The organism is Paraburkholderia sacchari (assembly GCF_000785435.2).
Lineage (GTDB): Bacteria > Pseudomonadota > Gammaproteobacteria > Burkholderiales > Burkholderiaceae > Paraburkholderia > Paraburkholderia sacchari.
Map to the genome: position 1 here is coordinate 285,085 of NZ_JTDB02000006.1, position 15,811 is coordinate 300,895.

Here is a 15,811-nt window from a genome sequence, read left to right on the forward strand (position 1 = left end):
CCGCTCGCCGAACCATGGATGCTCCTTCGTCGCCTCCCGTGCTCGATCTCGCCAGCACGCCGTTCGGGCTGCATTCGGTGTGCCGCACCTTGAGCGCCGCCAATGCGACGCTAGAGCGGTTCGCGTGGCTTGGCGATCAACTCGCGGTGGCGGTCTGGACGCGCGAGACGCGCGAAGCCGAGACCATCTACGAACAGCCGGGCCATCACACGCTGTCATGCTATATCGACGGCGGCTACCGCACCGAGCGGCAGAAGCTGCCAGGCGTTTACGGCGCGCCAAGCCGGCTCTGCGCGCTGCCTGGCGATCACGAATCGCGCTGGTGGGTGCGCGGCCACATGCATTTCATGCACCTCTATTTTCTGCCCGGGCATTTCACGCAACGGGCCATTCGTGAACTCGACCGGGAACCGCGCGAACTCACGCTCGCCGACCGCACGTATTTCGAAGACGAGCGCATTGCCGCGCTTTGCCAGACGCTCGCCAATGAGGACTGGGCCAATCCGGAGGGCCTGCTGCGCAGCAATGAAACGGCCCACGAAGTGCTGAGCCTGCTGCTGGCCAGCCAGGGCGTGCGCCGTCCGGGCGCAGCGCTCAAGGGCGGCCTTTCGGTGGCCACACGGCGGCGTCTGCGCGAGTACATCGACGCCCATCTCGACGAACCCTTGACGCTGGGCGCGTTGGCCGAAGTCGCCTGCCTCTCCGAATACCACCTCGCGCGCATGTTCCGCGCCTCGTTCGGACAGCCGCCGCACGCATGGATTGCGGCGCAGCGGCTCGAACGGGCTCGCGCGCTGTTGCGCACTACTGGCCTGCCGCTCGCACAGATTGCAAGCGCATGCGGCTACGCGAATGCAAGCCACTTCAGTCATCGCTTTCGCGATGCATTCGGCGCCGCGCCCAATGTGTATCGGCAAGCGCTTCGCAGCGGCGGGATGGTGGTTCCAGCCTGATCACGGCTGGCGAAAACAGTCCTGTGGTACGCACGCGCCACTAGCGCTCTCGTCCAATGCCTTTCGCGGGAACCCGGCTTTTATCGCCCGGGTTGCCCGCCGCGCAGGGTCTATTTTTTTGCGTAGCTAACTTCCATTCCGGCCCGCACGTCCTGCTGAATCCCGTACTGCGCAAACGGATACCGCAGACCGTTCTTCGCGAGCGCCTCCATGCCCGCAATGGCCTTCGCCAAAGTCTCTGGGGGCAGCGCCATCAGCATTTCGTCGTCGAGCACACCGCCGTATCGGCGCTCGGCAAAGCAGGGAATCGACAGGCTCGGCTCGCCCGTCTTCAACGCCCTGCCCCACGAATCCGCGCAGGACGATTCGCCCACCACGCTCCAGTCGAAGCGCTTGTAGCCCGACCACTGCAAGCCATTGATGAAATACATCATGGCGCCCGGTGTGGCATAGAAGAGCGCGATGGCCGGGTCGATGCGGCCAGCGGCAAGCGGGGACACCACCAGCGCCTCATACTTGCCGTCCGGAACGCAGTCCATTGCTGCTTGATGCTCGCGGGAATCTTCGAGCGTGGCATACCAGACACCGGCCATTTGCTCGCCCGATTTCCATTCGGCATCCTTTGCATTTCCCAAGCCCACGACAGACCGGCATTGCGACCCGACCAGATCTTCAGCCGTTACACCCACCGTAAAACCCAGGCGGGCGGCTTGCCCCACGATCTGGTCGAGAGTATGAATCGCCTTCGGGCGGCGAATCCGATAAATCGCCTCCATCTCCTCGCGCCGCTCGTACAGCGCCATGCCAAACGGCAGACTGCGCAGCTTGAGCAAGCGCTCGAGGTCTGCCGCCAGTTTTCCCAGCTCGTCTTTCATCAAGGTCGTCTCCCAAACAACGACGGCAACACGCTCACACGGCTATCGCGCGCAATCGGCCAGCAGGTTCGCAAGCACCGACGCGCCCTGTGCGAGATGTGCGGGGTCGGCGTCCTCAGCCTCGTTGTGGCTGAGCCCGGCCTTGCACGGCACGAACACCATCGCGGTCGGCGCCACATAGGAGAGATTCACTGCGTCGTGCCCCGCGCCGCTGTGCATCTCCAGATACGGATAGCCCGCTGCAATGGCAGCCTCGCGCACGCGCGCAACGCACTGCGCGTCGAACACGACCGGCTCGTACTCGGCGACCTTCTCCACCCGCACGGTCGTGCCGCGCAGCGCGATGCGTTGCAGACAGATCGCTTCGATATCGGCAACGAGACGTTCCAGCGCAGGCCGCGAAGGATGGCGAACATCTACGCTGAACCCGACCTTGCCGGGTATCGTGCTCGGCGAGTTCGGCTGGCAGGCGACATGGCCAACGGTCACGCGCGCATCGGCATCGAAGGCATGGCCATGCTCGACGATTGCCGCGATCATTGCGGCAGCCACGCCCATCGCGTCCTTGCGCACGCTCATCGGCGTCGTGCCCGCATGCGACTCGAAACCGGTTACCGTGACGTCGAGTTCGTAAATGCCCTGCACGCCGGTCACGACGCCAATCGGAATACCGGCGTTCTCCAGCACCGGGCCTTGCTCGATATGCGCCTCGAAGTAGGCTTTGGGCATCTGCCGCTCGCGCTCGGGACCGGCGAAGCCGGTGCGTTCGAGTTCATCGCCGAGCAGCACGCCCGTCTGCATGCATGGCCTCGCGCGTGCATAGTCGAGATCGAGCGTGCCCGCGTAGACCGCAGAGCCCATCATGCCCGGCGTAAAGCGCGAGCCCTCTTCATTGGTCCATGCCACGACGTCGACCGGATGCCGCGTCGCAATGCCCAGATCGTTGAGCGTGCGAATGGACTCGAGACCCGCGAGCACGCCATAAACACCGTCGAAACGGCCGCCGAGCGGCTGCGTGTCCAGATGGCTGCCGCACATCACGGCTGGCGCATCGGCCTGGGTGCCGGGCCGGCGCGCGAACACGTTGCCGATCGGGTCGATACGGATTTCGCAGCCTGCCTCCTCGCACCAGCGGATGAAAAGACGACGGCCCTGCACGTCTTCGTCGGTCAACGCGAGACGGCAACTGCCGCCGTGCGCGGTAGCCCCTATCGTCGCCATCTCCATCAGCGAATCCCAGAGCCGTTGCTGATTAACGCGGATCATTGTGGTTGCTCCCGAAAAGTATCTGGCCTATACGCCCGCGGCGCGGCCCCTGCAGGAACGAGCCAATGCCGAAGCTTGCCGGCATCCACATTGCGCTATGCTGATACCCCTCGTTCAGAAGGAACACGCATGAAGTTTTCGAAATACCTGTTATTGACGGCATTGACATTGTCCGCGGCAAGTCACGCGCAAACCTCGCAGACCTATCACTTCGGCGAAGGGCAAACCAGTTTGGGCGCAAGCCAAAACACGCCGCAACATGCACGCACCAGTTCGCCGCCGCCGCTTCCCGGCGCCCAACCGACACAACCGCTGCCTCCGGGCGAACCGCACCCGCAAGCGAAGCCGAAAGCCAAATCGAAGCCGAAGCACAGCACGCACCATCGACGCCATACGACGCACCACGCGCCGGTTCAGGATCCGTATTCGCGTCCCTGACACGCCATCGAGTTCAAACCCGCTCGCCAGAACCGGCATGCGCAAGCGACGCTCAAAAGTAAAATCCCTGCCCAGCGTCATTCGCCGGACAGGGATTGTGTGAACGCTACCACACGCGAGCCTGAAGGCTCAACTCATGTGAAGTCCACCGTTAAGCGAGAAGTCGGCGCCGGTTGAAAATCCCGCTTCGGCAGAAGCGAGCCACGCGCATATGGATGCGATTTCATGCGGCTCACCAAGACGCCGCACCGGAATGCTCGCCACGATTTTCTCGAGCACTTCGGGCTTCACCGCACGCACCATGTCGGTCCCGATGTAGCCAGGCGAAACAGTATTGACCGTTACGCCTTTGGTGGCGACCTCCTGGGCCAACGCCATCGTAAAGCCGTGAATCCCCGCCTTGGCCGTCGAATAGTTCGTCTGACCAAACTGCCCTTTCTGGCCGTTGACCGACGAAATATTGATGATGCGCCCCCACCCGCGATTGACCATGCCGTCAATCACCTGCTTGGTCACGTTGAAGAGGCTGGTGAGATTGGTATCGATCACGGCGTCCCACTCTTCGCGCGTCATCTTGCGAAATACGACGTCCCGGGTAATTCCGGCGTTGTTGACGAGCACATCGACTTCACCGACTTCCGACTTTACTTTTTCGAAAGCCTTCACCGTCGATTCCCAATCGGCGACATTACCCTCTGATGCAACAAAATTGAAACCCAACGCCTTTTGATCCTCGATCCATCGTGCGCGGCGTGGTGAATTCGGACCGCACCCAGCGATGACAGTAAAACCATCGCTGTGCAGCCGCTGGCAGATTGCGGTTCCAATGCCACCCATTCCGCCAGTTACGTAGGCAATGCGCTGTGCCATAAGTCCTCCAAACATTTCTCGGTTGTATAAGGAACGGCTTCAACAGGAGGATAAAAGGCAGTGTGCATCAGCATATGATGCGGGGGCGATGGGCACTATCCCTTATGGAAATATCGGGCTGCACAACGGCATAAATAGCGCTTTATCTTTTACCGCTACGAGTCAAGCGACTATTGCCGCGTTTTGTCGCCTTACTATGATCTCCGGCAATTATCATGTTTGTAAATAAACATGTTGCATCGTTTCAAACGCTCACGCACTCGCCAAATCATCTGATCAATAGCACTGCTGTATAAAATTCCGAATCTATCAATAGTCGGTCATTTATGCACCGCCCGTCATGTTGTATAGACATTTTAGCGCAACTTCCTTAGTGGATATCCACCTGCGCGGCCCGATGGCAGCAGCCAGGGCAAATCCCTATCCTCTCGTCCGCTCACGCGTTTCGCCCCACAATTTCTCGTAAAACAGGCGATTTATCGCCGAACCGTCGATTTCCCCCAATTTATGACCGTACCGCCGCGCTGCCGGCAGGAGTCGGCGCGGGGTCTTCGCTTGCGCACGCCAATTTACGTGGTCTAGACTGCTAAACAGTTTCATCGGTGGCTCGAACCCGCTCGCAGTGCAAGTACACCCATTGCTGTAGTTCATTCAACCAGCCGCGCGGTCCTTGTCCGTCGCGCGCCCCATTCAGGGAACAAGTCATGAACCGGATCGTCAAGTTTCTCGCCGCCTCGCTTGCCACAATGCCGCTCGTTTCGTTTGCCCAGGACACCACGACGATTCGTTGGGGCATCGACCCCACCTATCCGCCGTTTGAAGCAAAGCAGCCGGACGGCTCGCTCGCCGGCTTCGACATCGATTTGCGCAACGCGATTTGCGCGCAACTCCATGCGAAATGCATATGGGTCGAACAAGGTTTCGACGGCATGATTCCCGCGCTTCAAGCGAAGAAGTTCGACGTGATCATGTCGGCAATGACCGCTACCGACGACCGCCTCAAGCAGATCGACTTCTCGGACAAGCTTTATTCGTCGCCGGGTGCGCTCGTCGCGCCGCGCGGCTCCAGGCTGCAACCGACTGTGGCGTCGCTCGTCGGCAAGCGTATCGGCATCGATCAGGGCACGACGCAGGAGGTGTATGCAAAGGCAGAGTGGGCGCCCAAGGGCGTCACGATCGTGACGTACCAGAACCAGGATCAGGTTTACGACGACCTCGTCAATGGCCGCCTCGACGCCACCTTCCAGGACAAAACGCAGGCCGGCTACGCATTCCTCAATACGCCGCGCGGCAAGGCCTTCTCGTTCGCCGGCGGCGACGTGACCGATGCTCGCATCATCGGTCATGGCGTCGCCATGGGGCTGCGCAAAGGCGACGCCGATATGAAGAAGCGCCTCGACGGCGCAATCGCCGCCATTCGCGCGGACGGCACCTATCAGAAGATTGCCGCCAAATATTTCGACTTCGATATTTACGGCGCCAAGCAATAAATTCAATTACCGCGAGGGCAATCATGGCCATCAATATTCGTGACCGCGTAGCGCAGGCTGTCACGCCCGAACTCATCGAAGCGTTCCGCACGGACGGCGCCGTGTGCATCAAGGGCATTTTTTCGCCGGACGAAATCGAAGCGCTGAAGGCCGGCATCGAGACCAATCTGGCTCACCCGAGCACGCGCTCGAAAGTGGCGAGCCGGCCCGAGGATCCGGGCTGGTTCTTCGAAGACTTCTGCAACTGGGAGCACAACGCCGCGTATCGCGAGTTCATCGCGCGCTCGCCCGCGCCAACGGTGGCGGCAGCGCTGATGGGCGTCGATACGGTCCGGCTCCATCACGACCATCTGCTCGTGAAAGAACCGGGCACGCAGCAGCGCACGCCGTGGCATCAGGACCAGCCCTATTACAACATCGAAGGCGACGACAACGTCAGCATGTGGATTCCCGTCGATCCGGTCCCGCTGGAATCCACGCTGGAATTCGTCGCGGGCTCGCACCGCGGTCCCTGGCTCATGCCGCGCACGTTCATGGACAAGGAAGCGAAGTGGTTTCCCGAAGGCAGTCTCGCCGATCTTCCGGACATCGAAGCAAATCGCGATGCATTCCCGATCCGGCGCTGGGCGCTCGAACCCGGCGACATGGTCTGCTTCAGGATGCTGACGCTGCACGCGTCGGGTGGCACGCGCAACAGAAGGCGCGCGTTTTCGATCCGCTTTGTCGGCGATGACGTTCGCCACGCGCCACGCCGATGGAAAACCTCGCCGGACTTCCCCGGACTCGCCGAAGCACTGCCGGACGGCTCGCCGCTCGTGCATCCGCTGTTTCCGGTCCTGTGGTCGAAAAGCGATGGTCAGGTGAGCACGCTCTAAAATCGCGATGCACAACATAGGGCGGCGAGCCGGGATGCACCGCCGCTTTTTTGTGCGCGTTACTCCCTCAGCGCGAAGCTTGCGCGAATCAAACCTGATGACGCGTGGCGCCCGGCTTGAAACGCGAGCCGAGCCGGTAACGGTTGCCCGGATGCACGAAGCGCGCGAACGTCACCGGCAGCCCGTTCGTCCAAGTACGGCGCGTAAGCGTCAGGCACGGCTCGTTGGCACGCATGTCGAGCAAGCGCGCCTCGTCTTCAGTGGGCATGGCCGCATCGACGATATGCTCGATCTCGAGTTCGTAATGCGACACGTTGTTGTACAGATACTCGGATGGCGGTTCCACCTGGAAGTCCTGATCGATGAAACCGGGCGCCGCGACCGGGTTCACATACCGTTCCTCCAGTTGGATCGGCCGGCCGTTCTCCTCGTGCACGCAAATCACATGAAATACGGGAGCATCGACCGGCAAGCCGAACGCCGCCGCGATTTCGGGCGTCGCGTGCCCGCGCGTCTGGCTGATGACGTGACAGCGATATTGATGCCCGCGCGCGTGAATCTCGTCACGCACGTGCGCAATCATCAACAGATTCGATTGCGGCTTTTCCTCGGCTACGAATGTCCCCACGCCCAGGATGCGCTGCAATGTCCCTTCGTCGGTCAATTCGCGCAGCGCCCGGTTCACGGTCATTCGCGCGACGCCGAGTTCCGCGGCGAGATCGAGTTCGGAGGGGATCCGCTCCCCGATCTTCCAGTCGCCGGCATGAATACGCTTGCGAACGAGTGCCTTGATCTGCTGGAAAGGCGCGTCGACCTTTTTGATCATCGAGGGTCCTGATAGGCGGGCGGCGAAACTGCAGATTTTATAACGGCCAGGCGACGCTTTGGGGTAGGTAACGGTTTCTCGGCGAGTGAGGAATACCCCGCCCCTTCAAAACGGCATCGGCACACTAACCCGGGGCCGCGAACCCATCGAGCAAGGACTGCAGCCGACGCTCCTGAGCATGCATGATCCCCGGCGTGCAACGGAGTTCGAGCACGCGTCCTTGCCAATAGTCCGAACCGAAAATCGCCATCGATTTGTCCGCGTTTATCGCGATTTCGAGGTGAGCGATGGCGCTATCCAGATTGTGGACTGTGTAGGGGCTGAGGGGTCGCCGCCCAATCTCTTCTGGTGTTTCGGTTTCTGTTTCTGCTTCTATTTCTGTTGCTGCCCCGTTCCTTGTTTTTGCCCTCGCCCGGTTGGTCCCCTCGTGCTCTGCCTGCTTGCCCCCGGCCAGGCTCGCCCGAATGGTCTCCTCGTGTGTTGCTCGCTGGCCCGCCGCCAGATTCGGCTGGATGGTCTCCTCACGCTCTGCCCGCTTTTGCCCCGCCAGGCTTGCGTGCTTGCTGCATTCAGATTCGGGGATCGAGCTCATGGCGCAAGGCGATCGAAAGATGGGACGTGCGCATGGTGGTGATCCCCCTCGTCTGATTTGCAACGACTCCATCGTGCGCTTCCCGGGGCTCGCACAATACCGGGCATGCGGAGGGAAAAGCGCCTCCGGAAGGCGGCCCCATAAGAGTCCCCCGCTTTGGGGGGATAGCACCCCTTGCGATTGCGGGTACTATGGTTAAGGGCCTGTTCACATCAATAACGGGCTTGTGCTGGAGAGGCGCCGATGGACAACCTGTATTTCCGTCACGTACTGCTCGTCGAAGACGAAGGCCTGACGCGCATCGCGATGAAGAGTCTGATCCTCACGTCGGAGCCCACGCTCGACATCGACGAGGCCGGCTCGTACGCCGCCGCCGTCGAGCGGCTGCAAAACAAGGCATACGACCTCGTTTTTCTCGACTATCAAATCGGGGGCAATCACACCGGACTGGACCTGCTGCACTGGCTGCAGGAAAACGAGTGTGCGGCGCACGTGGTGATGCTGTCCGCGCAGGACGACCGCGAGACGGTGCTGGACTGCATCAAGAATGGCGCCGGCGGCTTCATTTCGAAGGCCAGCGAAGAAGGGGGCGCGGTGTTCCGCGAAGCGCTTCAAACGATCCTGAACGGGCGCGTCTACCTGCCCAACAGCGTGCTGGGCAAGGGCGGCCACACCCCGCAGCCGCCGGGCCCGAACAAGGGCATTCCAATCGATTCGCTAAACCTGCCGCCGCGCCTTGCGCAAACCTTGAGTTTTCTTTTGCAGGGCATGTCGAACAAGGCCATCGCGCGAAAAATGAATATCACGGAGAACACCGCGAAGGAGTACATCAGCGATCTGCTGAGCCGCTTCAACGTTTCGCGGCGCACTTTCCTGATTGTCGAAATGGCGCGCCGGGGCATCGAGATCCCTACCGTTGCGCGCGCTTCCACGTCCTGAACTACGTCTGAGCACTACGCCCTAAACGCGGGCCGACGCCTCGGTCAATTCGAGCATGCGCGCAATCAGCACGTCCGTGGAGAGCGGCTTGCTGAGCACGCAGCGCTCCGGCAACACGCCCTGCGTGCTGGCTCCGGCTTCCCCCGTCACCACGAGGCACGGCACAGGCCGCGAAAAGTGCTCGCCGAGCAGACGGATCACATCGTGCGCGGAGGACATCTCCGGCAACCGATAGTCGCTGATGACGAGGTCCGGCACGCGCTCGATCTCCTGCAAGAGTGCTTCGAACTCGGCCACCGAGCGGGCCGAATCGAACAGCACGCCCCATAGCGCAAACAGCGCCTCCATCGACGCACGCACGAGGCTGTCGTCCTCGACCAGCAACACATAGAGCCCCCGTAGCGACGACGGAGAAGGCGCCGGCGACAATGCCGGATCTGCGGGCGATATCTCCACATCATGGAGCGCAAAGGGTTCGGCTACCGGCATGCGGACCGAGAAGCGCGAGCCTAGCCCTTCGATCGATTTCAGTTCGAGACGGTGGCCTTCGAGCAACGACACCACCGCATTCACAATCGACAAACCGAGGCCAAGCCCTTTCTCGCGGTCGCGCTCCGGATTGCCGATCTGCACGAACGGCTGGAAGATCGAATCCCAATGCTCGGGTGCAATGCCTATGCCGTTGTCGATCACGTCGACCCGAACATAATTCGGCATGCGAACCAAACCGACGATCACCGCTGCGCCGCCAACCTTCGAAGGATCCGCATATTTGATTCCGTTCGCGATGAGGTTGCTCAGCACGCGCGGCATCCAGTCGGCGTCGGTGCGTACCCATGCGGGTTTTTGCTGCGTATTCGGCGTATTCGGCGTATTCCGCGTTTTCCCGTACCGCAGCGCAACGCCGCGACTCTGCGCGAAAGCCGCGAGTTGCTCGATGGTCTCTTCGATCACGCGGTTCAGGTCGACACTCGTATAAGTCGGGTCGACGTGCCCCGATTCGAGCTTCGACAGATCGAGCACCGCATTGAAGAGCCGCGCCGTTAGCACCGATGCCTTGCGCGCCTCGCCAATCAGTTTGCCGGACGCTTCGACATCGCGCGCTTCCAGCGCTTCGTCGGCCGCCGCCAGAAAGAGGTTCAATGCGTGCATGGGCTGCCGCAGATCATGCGCTGCCGCCGCCAGAAAGCGCGATTTCGCGCGGCTCGCCTGCTCGGCGGCTTCGCGCTGCTGCTCGCGCAAGGCAATCAGCGCTGCCGATTTGGTTTCCTGATCGCGCCGTGCGCGCTCGAGGTCGCGATGCTTTTGTGCGAGTTCCGCGTTGGCGCGTTGCAATGCTTCGTTGCCCTGGGCCAGCGCCTGGACGGCCACGTACCGGTCGCGCACATGCCGCTCGGCATTCACGTTGACGCTATGGCCCAGGACCGCGACGTTCAGCAAATAGAACATGCCCGCCGCGAAGTTGTCCGATTCGATTGCGTGCGTAAGCAATTGCGCCATCACAATCACGGCGATCACGCACACGGTCAGCATCAGCGTCGCCTTTGCCCGCAGGCGAAGAAAACCAAACTGGTAAAAAAGAATTAAATAAAAGCCGACAAAAAAATGCGTGAAATTGAACGGGCGCGGCGCGAGAAGCGTTTGAACCAACAGGCATAGACACATGCCCGCCAGGCCGCCCAGCAAGATCCAGTGCGCGAGCGTGTCCCGCTGAAAGTCGAGCCGGAAGGCCAGCACGATGCCGATGCCTGCAACCAGTGCACCGGCGCAGCGGAACGTGAAGATCTCCGAAAAGTACGGCTGAAACACGGGACTGGTCCGCGCCAGACTGATTTCCCAATAGCCGAAACATACCCAGATCAAGGTGCCGAGCACCAGCGCCGCGCGACGGAAATCGGCGAAACGCCGGCCATAGTCCTCCGTGAACTCCTGTTCGACCCGCGGGTCGTCGAACCGGGCTGGCCAGCACAGCATGTCGACCAGCCATGCACGAATCGCGCCTGGCGCCGACGAGCGTTTAAGGAAATTCGACTCCGCCGACGCCTGAAACCTGAATATGTTCATCGCATCTCGCCGGTATGCTCGATGGTCTCGCGAAGCAAGACAGGATAAGTCTATTTTATGAAAAATCGATGCGCTTCGGCACAGGATTGGCATTTGCGATACTTTCTGCCTAAGCTATTTTGACCGATGGCCACGAGCGTCGAGTCCCCAGGGAGACCTCCATTGCCAGCCAATGCCCTGCATCGTTCGCTAATCTCGCTACTCCACGTCGAGCGACGATTCGATCCGTTTTTTCGGCCATTTCTCGACGCATTGGCCCAGGAGCCCATTGCCGGCCTGGTGCAGGCTGCAATCAATGCGCAAAGACCCAACGACAATCTCGCGCTGGCGCAGGAACTCGCGCTGCCGGACGAGAATGCGATCGTCCAGCAGATCATCGAACGCATGAGCGCGTATATGCGCGAGCAATACCAGCCCGGAACGTTCCAGCGAGCGGGCAACACGAAAACACACGGCGTGCTGCGCGCCGAATTCCAGGTGCATGGCGATATTCCGCCCAACCTGCGTCATGGCATTTTCAGCGCGCCGCGCAGTTATCCGGCCTGGGTCCGGCTAGCCGGGCCGGGCCCCGACAGCCCACCCGATATCGAGGACGTGGGTGTCCTGAGCATCGGCATCAAGGTGATGCAGGTTCCCGGCCCGAAGCTCCTTGACGACGAGCGCTTCACTCAGGATTTCACCGGCATCAGCACCCCCACGTTCACCACGCCAAACATCATCGAGAATGCCAAGCTTCAGGCGGCCGTCCTGCGCCGCACGCCGCTCTTTTACTTCATCAACCCGTTCGATTCCCACCTGCTGGACGGCATCATGCAGGGCCTGTGGGCGCGCACGCAATCGAGTCCGCTACAAACCGGCTATTGGAGTTGCGTGCCGTACCTGCTGGGCGAAGGCCAGGCAGTTCAATACGCGTTCAAACCCAGGTCCCGGGAAATCAGCGCCATTCCAGGCCTACCGGGGCGCCCCAACGATAACTATCTCCGTGAGGCGATGATCCAGACGCTCGCCGAGCGCGCCGTCGATTTCGACGTCTTCGTGCAGGTGCAAACCGATCCCCACCGCATGCCGATTGAAAACGCGTCGGTGCGCTGGCCCGAGCACCTTTCAACGCCCATACGCATCGCGACAGTGCATTTTCCGGCGCAGCAGTTTGCATCGCCAGCCCAACTCGCGTTCGCCGGCCAGTTGTCCATCAACCCGTGGCATAGCCTTGCCGAACATCGGCCACTAGGCAATCAGAATCGCGCGCGCCTTGCGATATACAAAACACTCTCGGCTTTGCGTCAATCGATGAACGGCACGCCTCACGTCGAACCGACCGGCGACGAAGTGTTCGAGTGATCCAGCGTCGCGAGAAAGCGCAACGCGCGAAGGCTCGGCATGAAGAAATACGCACCGCCCACGACCGAAACGAATTGTGGCAATCCCGCGATCTGGCACGCCGCGCCCTCGGCTTGGGGGAGGCTGAACCGATCCGTTTCGCTACCGTCACTGAGCGGCTGCCGATCGCCAACCAGCGGATCGCGCTCTGCCGCGAGACCATTGAATTTAGCGCCAGTAATCCATGCGCCTTGAATAAATTCGAACTGACGCGAGATATTGGCGCCAAGACAAATAAAGTGAAGTCCGGTTTCGACTGTTTCGCCTTTATCGGCAATCGCCGCTTCGGGTAGCAGGCTCTGACCATATTCTCGACCGCGCCGCAGCATGCGATGAAAGCGGCTCGATGCAACCAGATCGCCGCGCAATGCGGCCGCGTCGAAGCCCAGCGTGGTCAGGAGGCGTGAAAGCAGGCCGACTTTGCCACCGTTGCCGCTGGTGTCCGGTAAATCGCCGTTGCGAGGATTGGCGCGCCGCACGTGAGCGCCGAATGGGCACCGCATCCCCTCTGGGTCCCCCGCATAGGTGAACGCATTGAGTTGCTCGCGGCCCGCCTTTGTGCCGGGATCGGGCGACGGCGTTGGTGCGCCTTCGACGAGCGATACGCCCGCCATCGTCCGACCGACCATCGCTTCGGCCATCGCCTTGCGGGCGGCTGGATCTCCGTTCGCGCGGGTGTCGTGAAATCGCCAAAACCCCTGCACATCCTGGCGCAGTTGCCGCAACACCAGGTACGATCCATTGCGCCCCAGGTCCCGTTTGCCCGGCGCATCCTCAGCCGGTGCGAGCTGGTCGTGAGGATCATCGGCGGGATCAAGCAAAGGACGCTCGGTGAAACGCCCATATTCGTTTGTGTACCCGAGCAGGAATTCGCCCAGTTCGATGAGATTCGAGTATTCGGGCTGGGTGTGATCGTGCGAGGGCAACGTCAGTTGCCAATCGAGTTCCGGCTGGCTGATGCCATCGGCAAAACCGAACGGCTCGAGGCCTTTCATGTCCGTCGTCGGTAAAACGGCTTCCACTGAGAACGCGGTGGTCCATTCCGGCCCGGTCACCGTCTGCGTCCACTCGGTCAGCCGTCCTGGCGCCGCGTACAGCAGCACCACCATATGCGGTGCCGTCGACCCGCCCCACTTCCAGTTCTCAGGCGCATTCGGACCTACGTCGCCGAGCCTTCTGGAGCGGTTCGCATCCGCACTCATGCCGCCGATGAATTCGGAAGAGAACTCTTCGATCAACGACTGCGGAACACCAAGCGCGCGCAGACCGTCGCTTGTCAGCGCGACTTGCAGAACCTCGCGAACCGACTTCGCGGCAAGCGCCGCACTCGTCACCGGCGCGCTCGACAGCCAGCGTCTGGCGGCCTGTGCATCTGCGATGCGCAGCACGTAAAAGCAGGCTTCGGTCAGGCGCGCATAGGCATGCCGCACGAGGCCTTGAATATCGTCCAGTTCGACTGCCACGGCACGTCTCCCTTATCGACTTTCAGGACTTTCAGAGTAGCTTCAGCCATTCCCGCACCTGCTCATCCGTAGCGCTTGACGCTTCAAGGCCCTCGCGGATGCGCGTGTTGGTGGCGAGATCGAACGCAGTCAGCCCCGGATAGGCCTTGTACCAGACTTCCGTAGGCAATTCGTGCCGCCGCAGATAGTTCTTGAAATGCTGCTCGTTGCGCGCGCCCTCGACGACGAGCCAACTCGTGCGCGGATAGCCCACCCCATTGCTGAATACCAGATTCAAGCCCCACGCCACCTTGTTGATGAAATCGTCCATGTAGCTGTCGAGGCTTCCGTCGTAGTTGCTCGCGAACATCAACCGCTGCTTGTCGTCGAGCAACACCCAGCGCGCGAAATGTATGGTCTGCACACGGGTTAAATGGCCGCGGTTGTAGATATGGCGGCACGAGTAATCGAGAAGCAACAGCAGGACGATCACCGCATAGCGCCTGAAACGCCCCGGCTTCACGCTGCCGAGCGCCGTGAATTGATTGGTGACGTCATAGTCTTCCAGCACTCTCAGTTTCGCGAGTTGCGCCTCCGGGGGCCGGTAAACGACCTCCGGGTCGGTTGTTTCGAGGCGGCGCAGTTTCCACGCGAGAAATGGCAACGCTACGATCATCAGCGGCAGCGCGGCGAGCAGCACCAACGGCACCCACACGGCGTGAAGCCATTCGCGAACCTGCCAACCCAGCGGTGTCGGTTCGGGGTCAGTCAGGCTGAGGCGCCCGGCGCTTCGTTCCGCTTCGACCAGGTCGCGCAGATGCTTGCGGATGGACTGCGGATCACCGTTCGCACGTCCGCCGGCACCGCGCGGAACGTTCGCGGACAAAAAATGCCGCAACGCGCGCTCCTCCACGATCTGCCGGACCGGACGGCCGATCCAGTTGACGTAGGCCGCTGCAGCCGGCTTATCGTGTTCGAGCATCCACGCGGCAAGTTTGCTGCCGGAATCAAACCCTTCGCAATGCGAAAAGATCGAGCGCAGCCCCTCGCCGGCCCGGCGCACCAGATCGTCGATGAAAGCCTGCTTCGAACCATCGCAATCCCCAAGGAACGCCAGATACACTGGAAAATCTGCAGGCTTGACACCGTACAGCGCAATATCGCCGGCCGTCACGTCTTCCAGAATCACGAAGCGCGCGAAATGCAGACGATCGAATCTCCCGAATGGAACCAGCGCGTTGTCCGGATTGACACTGCCTGGGCAGTGGTTCATTGTCGCGAGAAGCGTTCTCAACGCCGCCACCTTGCCAGGCAGCAAAGGTGCGACCACCATAAAGCTCGATTGCGGGGTCACGGCGAACCGTCCTTTAAAACTCGAGACTAAAGCAGATCAAGCGGCTTTTGTCCCAGTACACCAACCCAAGGTACACGTTCGGCGCAATCAGGCGAATTTCGTCGCGTATCCAGTGAGCGACGATCGATGTCTTGCTATAGTCCAAAACGATGCATTCGTTGCCGTCGAACCAGCTTTCGCCCTTATAAACAGTGGCCTGGATGGCATCGATCCCGAATGGGGAGATTTTGTTTTTCAGGACCCCATTCTGCGAATCAAACACCTTTCCTTGCCACGCGAAAACCTTCACCAGGTTGGCCGCCGCGTCGCTGATCATGGTTCCTGGAGCAACAATCGCCGTTCCTCTGGCTTCTCCATTGGGAATATCGCCAGCCGGGCTGTTGCGGAACAAATCATCCAGTTCGGCCTGGCTCATGGACAGTAGCTTGCTGGTGTCGTACGCCATCT

General features: G+C 61.0%; 14 protein-coding genes. 5 read left to right on the top strand and 9 right to left on the bottom strand.

Going from position 1 to position 15,811, the window contains the following annotated elements:
• Window positions 1–14 precede the first annotated feature (14 nt).
• Entirely contained in the window at window positions 15–953 is a 939-nt protein-coding gene (locus tag NH14_RS21670; RefSeq protein WP_035528581.1) for a helix-turn-helix domain-containing protein, read from the top strand.
• 110 nt (window positions 954–1,063) lie between these two features.
• Here NH14_RS21670 and NH14_RS21675 read toward each other — a convergent pair whose 3' ends face one another.
• From NH14_RS21675 to NH14_RS21685, 3 genes are all read right to left on the bottom strand, one after another.
• Window positions 1,064–1,828 (bottom strand): DUF169 domain-containing protein, encoded by a 765-nt coding sequence (locus NH14_RS21675; RefSeq protein WP_035528578.1) that lies wholly within the window; start codon window positions 1,826–1,828, stop codon window positions 1,064–1,066.
• A gap of 42 nt (window positions 1,829–1,870) precedes the next feature.
• Complete coding sequence (locus tag NH14_RS21680; protein WP_035528575.1) at window positions 1,871–3,094, bottom strand: Zn-dependent hydrolase; 1,224 nt, start codon at window positions 3,092–3,094, stop codon at window positions 1,871–1,873.
• Between the two features lie 567 nt (window positions 3,095–3,661).
• Window positions 3,662–4,402, bottom strand: coding sequence for a 3-ketoacyl-ACP reductase (locus tag NH14_RS21685; RefSeq protein WP_035528572.1), 741 nt, complete (start codon window positions 4,400–4,402; stop codon window positions 3,662–3,664).
• A 704-nt stretch (window positions 4,403–5,106) separates the two neighbouring features.
• Here NH14_RS21685 and NH14_RS21690 point away from each other — a divergent pair.
• Both NH14_RS21690 and NH14_RS21695 read left to right on the top strand, forming a co-directional pair.
• Window positions 5,107–5,892 (top strand): ABC transporter substrate-binding protein, encoded by a 786-nt coding sequence (locus NH14_RS21690; protein WP_035528569.1) that lies wholly within the window; start codon window positions 5,107–5,109, stop codon window positions 5,890–5,892.
• A 23-nt stretch (window positions 5,893–5,915) separates the two neighbouring features.
• On the top strand, window positions 5,916–6,767 hold the full coding sequence (locus NH14_RS21695) for a phytanoyl-CoA dioxygenase family protein (protein ID WP_035528567.1): 852 nt from the start codon (window positions 5,916–5,918) through the stop codon (window positions 6,765–6,767).
• Window positions 6,768–6,855: 88 nt separating this feature from the next.
• On the opposite strand, the gene hutC is transcribed toward NH14_RS21695, so the two are convergent.
• On the bottom strand, window positions 6,856–7,593 hold the full coding sequence (gene hutC / locus NH14_RS21700) for a histidine utilization transcriptional repressor HutC (RefSeq protein ID WP_035528559.1): 738 nt from the start codon (window positions 7,591–7,593) through the stop codon (window positions 6,856–6,858).
• 124 nt (window positions 7,594–7,717) lie between these two features.
• On the bottom strand, window positions 7,718–8,185 hold the full coding sequence (locus NH14_RS21705; protein ID WP_052148151.1) for a hypothetical protein: 468 nt from the start codon (window positions 8,183–8,185) through the stop codon (window positions 7,718–7,720).
• Between the two features lie 243 nt (window positions 8,186–8,428).
• Here NH14_RS21705 and NH14_RS21710 point away from each other — a divergent pair, with 243 nt between their 5' ends.
• Window positions 8,429–9,124, top strand: a complete 696-nt coding sequence (locus NH14_RS21710) for a response regulator (protein WP_035528556.1) — start codon at window positions 8,429–8,431, stop codon at window positions 9,122–9,124.
• A gap of 21 nt (window positions 9,125–9,145) precedes the next feature.
• Here NH14_RS21710 and NH14_RS21715 read toward each other — a convergent pair whose 3' ends face one another.
• Complete coding sequence (locus tag NH14_RS21715; protein WP_052148150.1) at window positions 9,146–11,188, bottom strand: ATP-binding response regulator; 2,043 nt, start codon at window positions 11,186–11,188, stop codon at window positions 9,146–9,148.
• Window positions 11,189–11,314: 126 nt separating this feature from the next.
• Between NH14_RS21715 and NH14_RS21720 the strand changes: the two genes are divergently transcribed.
• A complete protein-coding gene (locus NH14_RS21720) occupies window positions 11,315–12,529 on the top strand; it encodes a catalase family protein (RefSeq protein ID WP_052148149.1) in 1,215 nt (404 codons plus the stop codon).
• Here NH14_RS21720 and NH14_RS21725 read toward each other — a convergent pair.
• From NH14_RS21725 to NH14_RS21735, 3 genes are read right to left on the bottom strand one after another with little or no spacing between them, the layout of a single operon-like run.
• Window positions 12,493–14,031, bottom strand: a complete 1,539-nt coding sequence (locus NH14_RS21725) for a Dyp-type peroxidase (RefSeq protein ID WP_035528550.1) — start codon at window positions 14,029–14,031, stop codon at window positions 12,493–12,495. The genes NH14_RS21720 and NH14_RS21725 overlap by 37 nt on opposite strands.
• Before the next feature lie 31 nt (window positions 14,032–14,062).
• Window positions 14,063–15,364, bottom strand: coding sequence for a hypothetical protein (locus NH14_RS21730; RefSeq protein WP_052148148.1), 1,302 nt, complete (start codon window positions 15,362–15,364; stop codon window positions 14,063–14,065).
• Between the two features lie 13 nt (window positions 15,365–15,377).
• A complete protein-coding gene (locus tag NH14_RS21735) occupies window positions 15,378–15,809 on the bottom strand; it encodes a hypothetical protein (RefSeq protein WP_035528547.1) in 432 nt (143 codons plus the stop codon).
• Window positions 15,810–15,811: the final 2 nt, after the last annotated feature.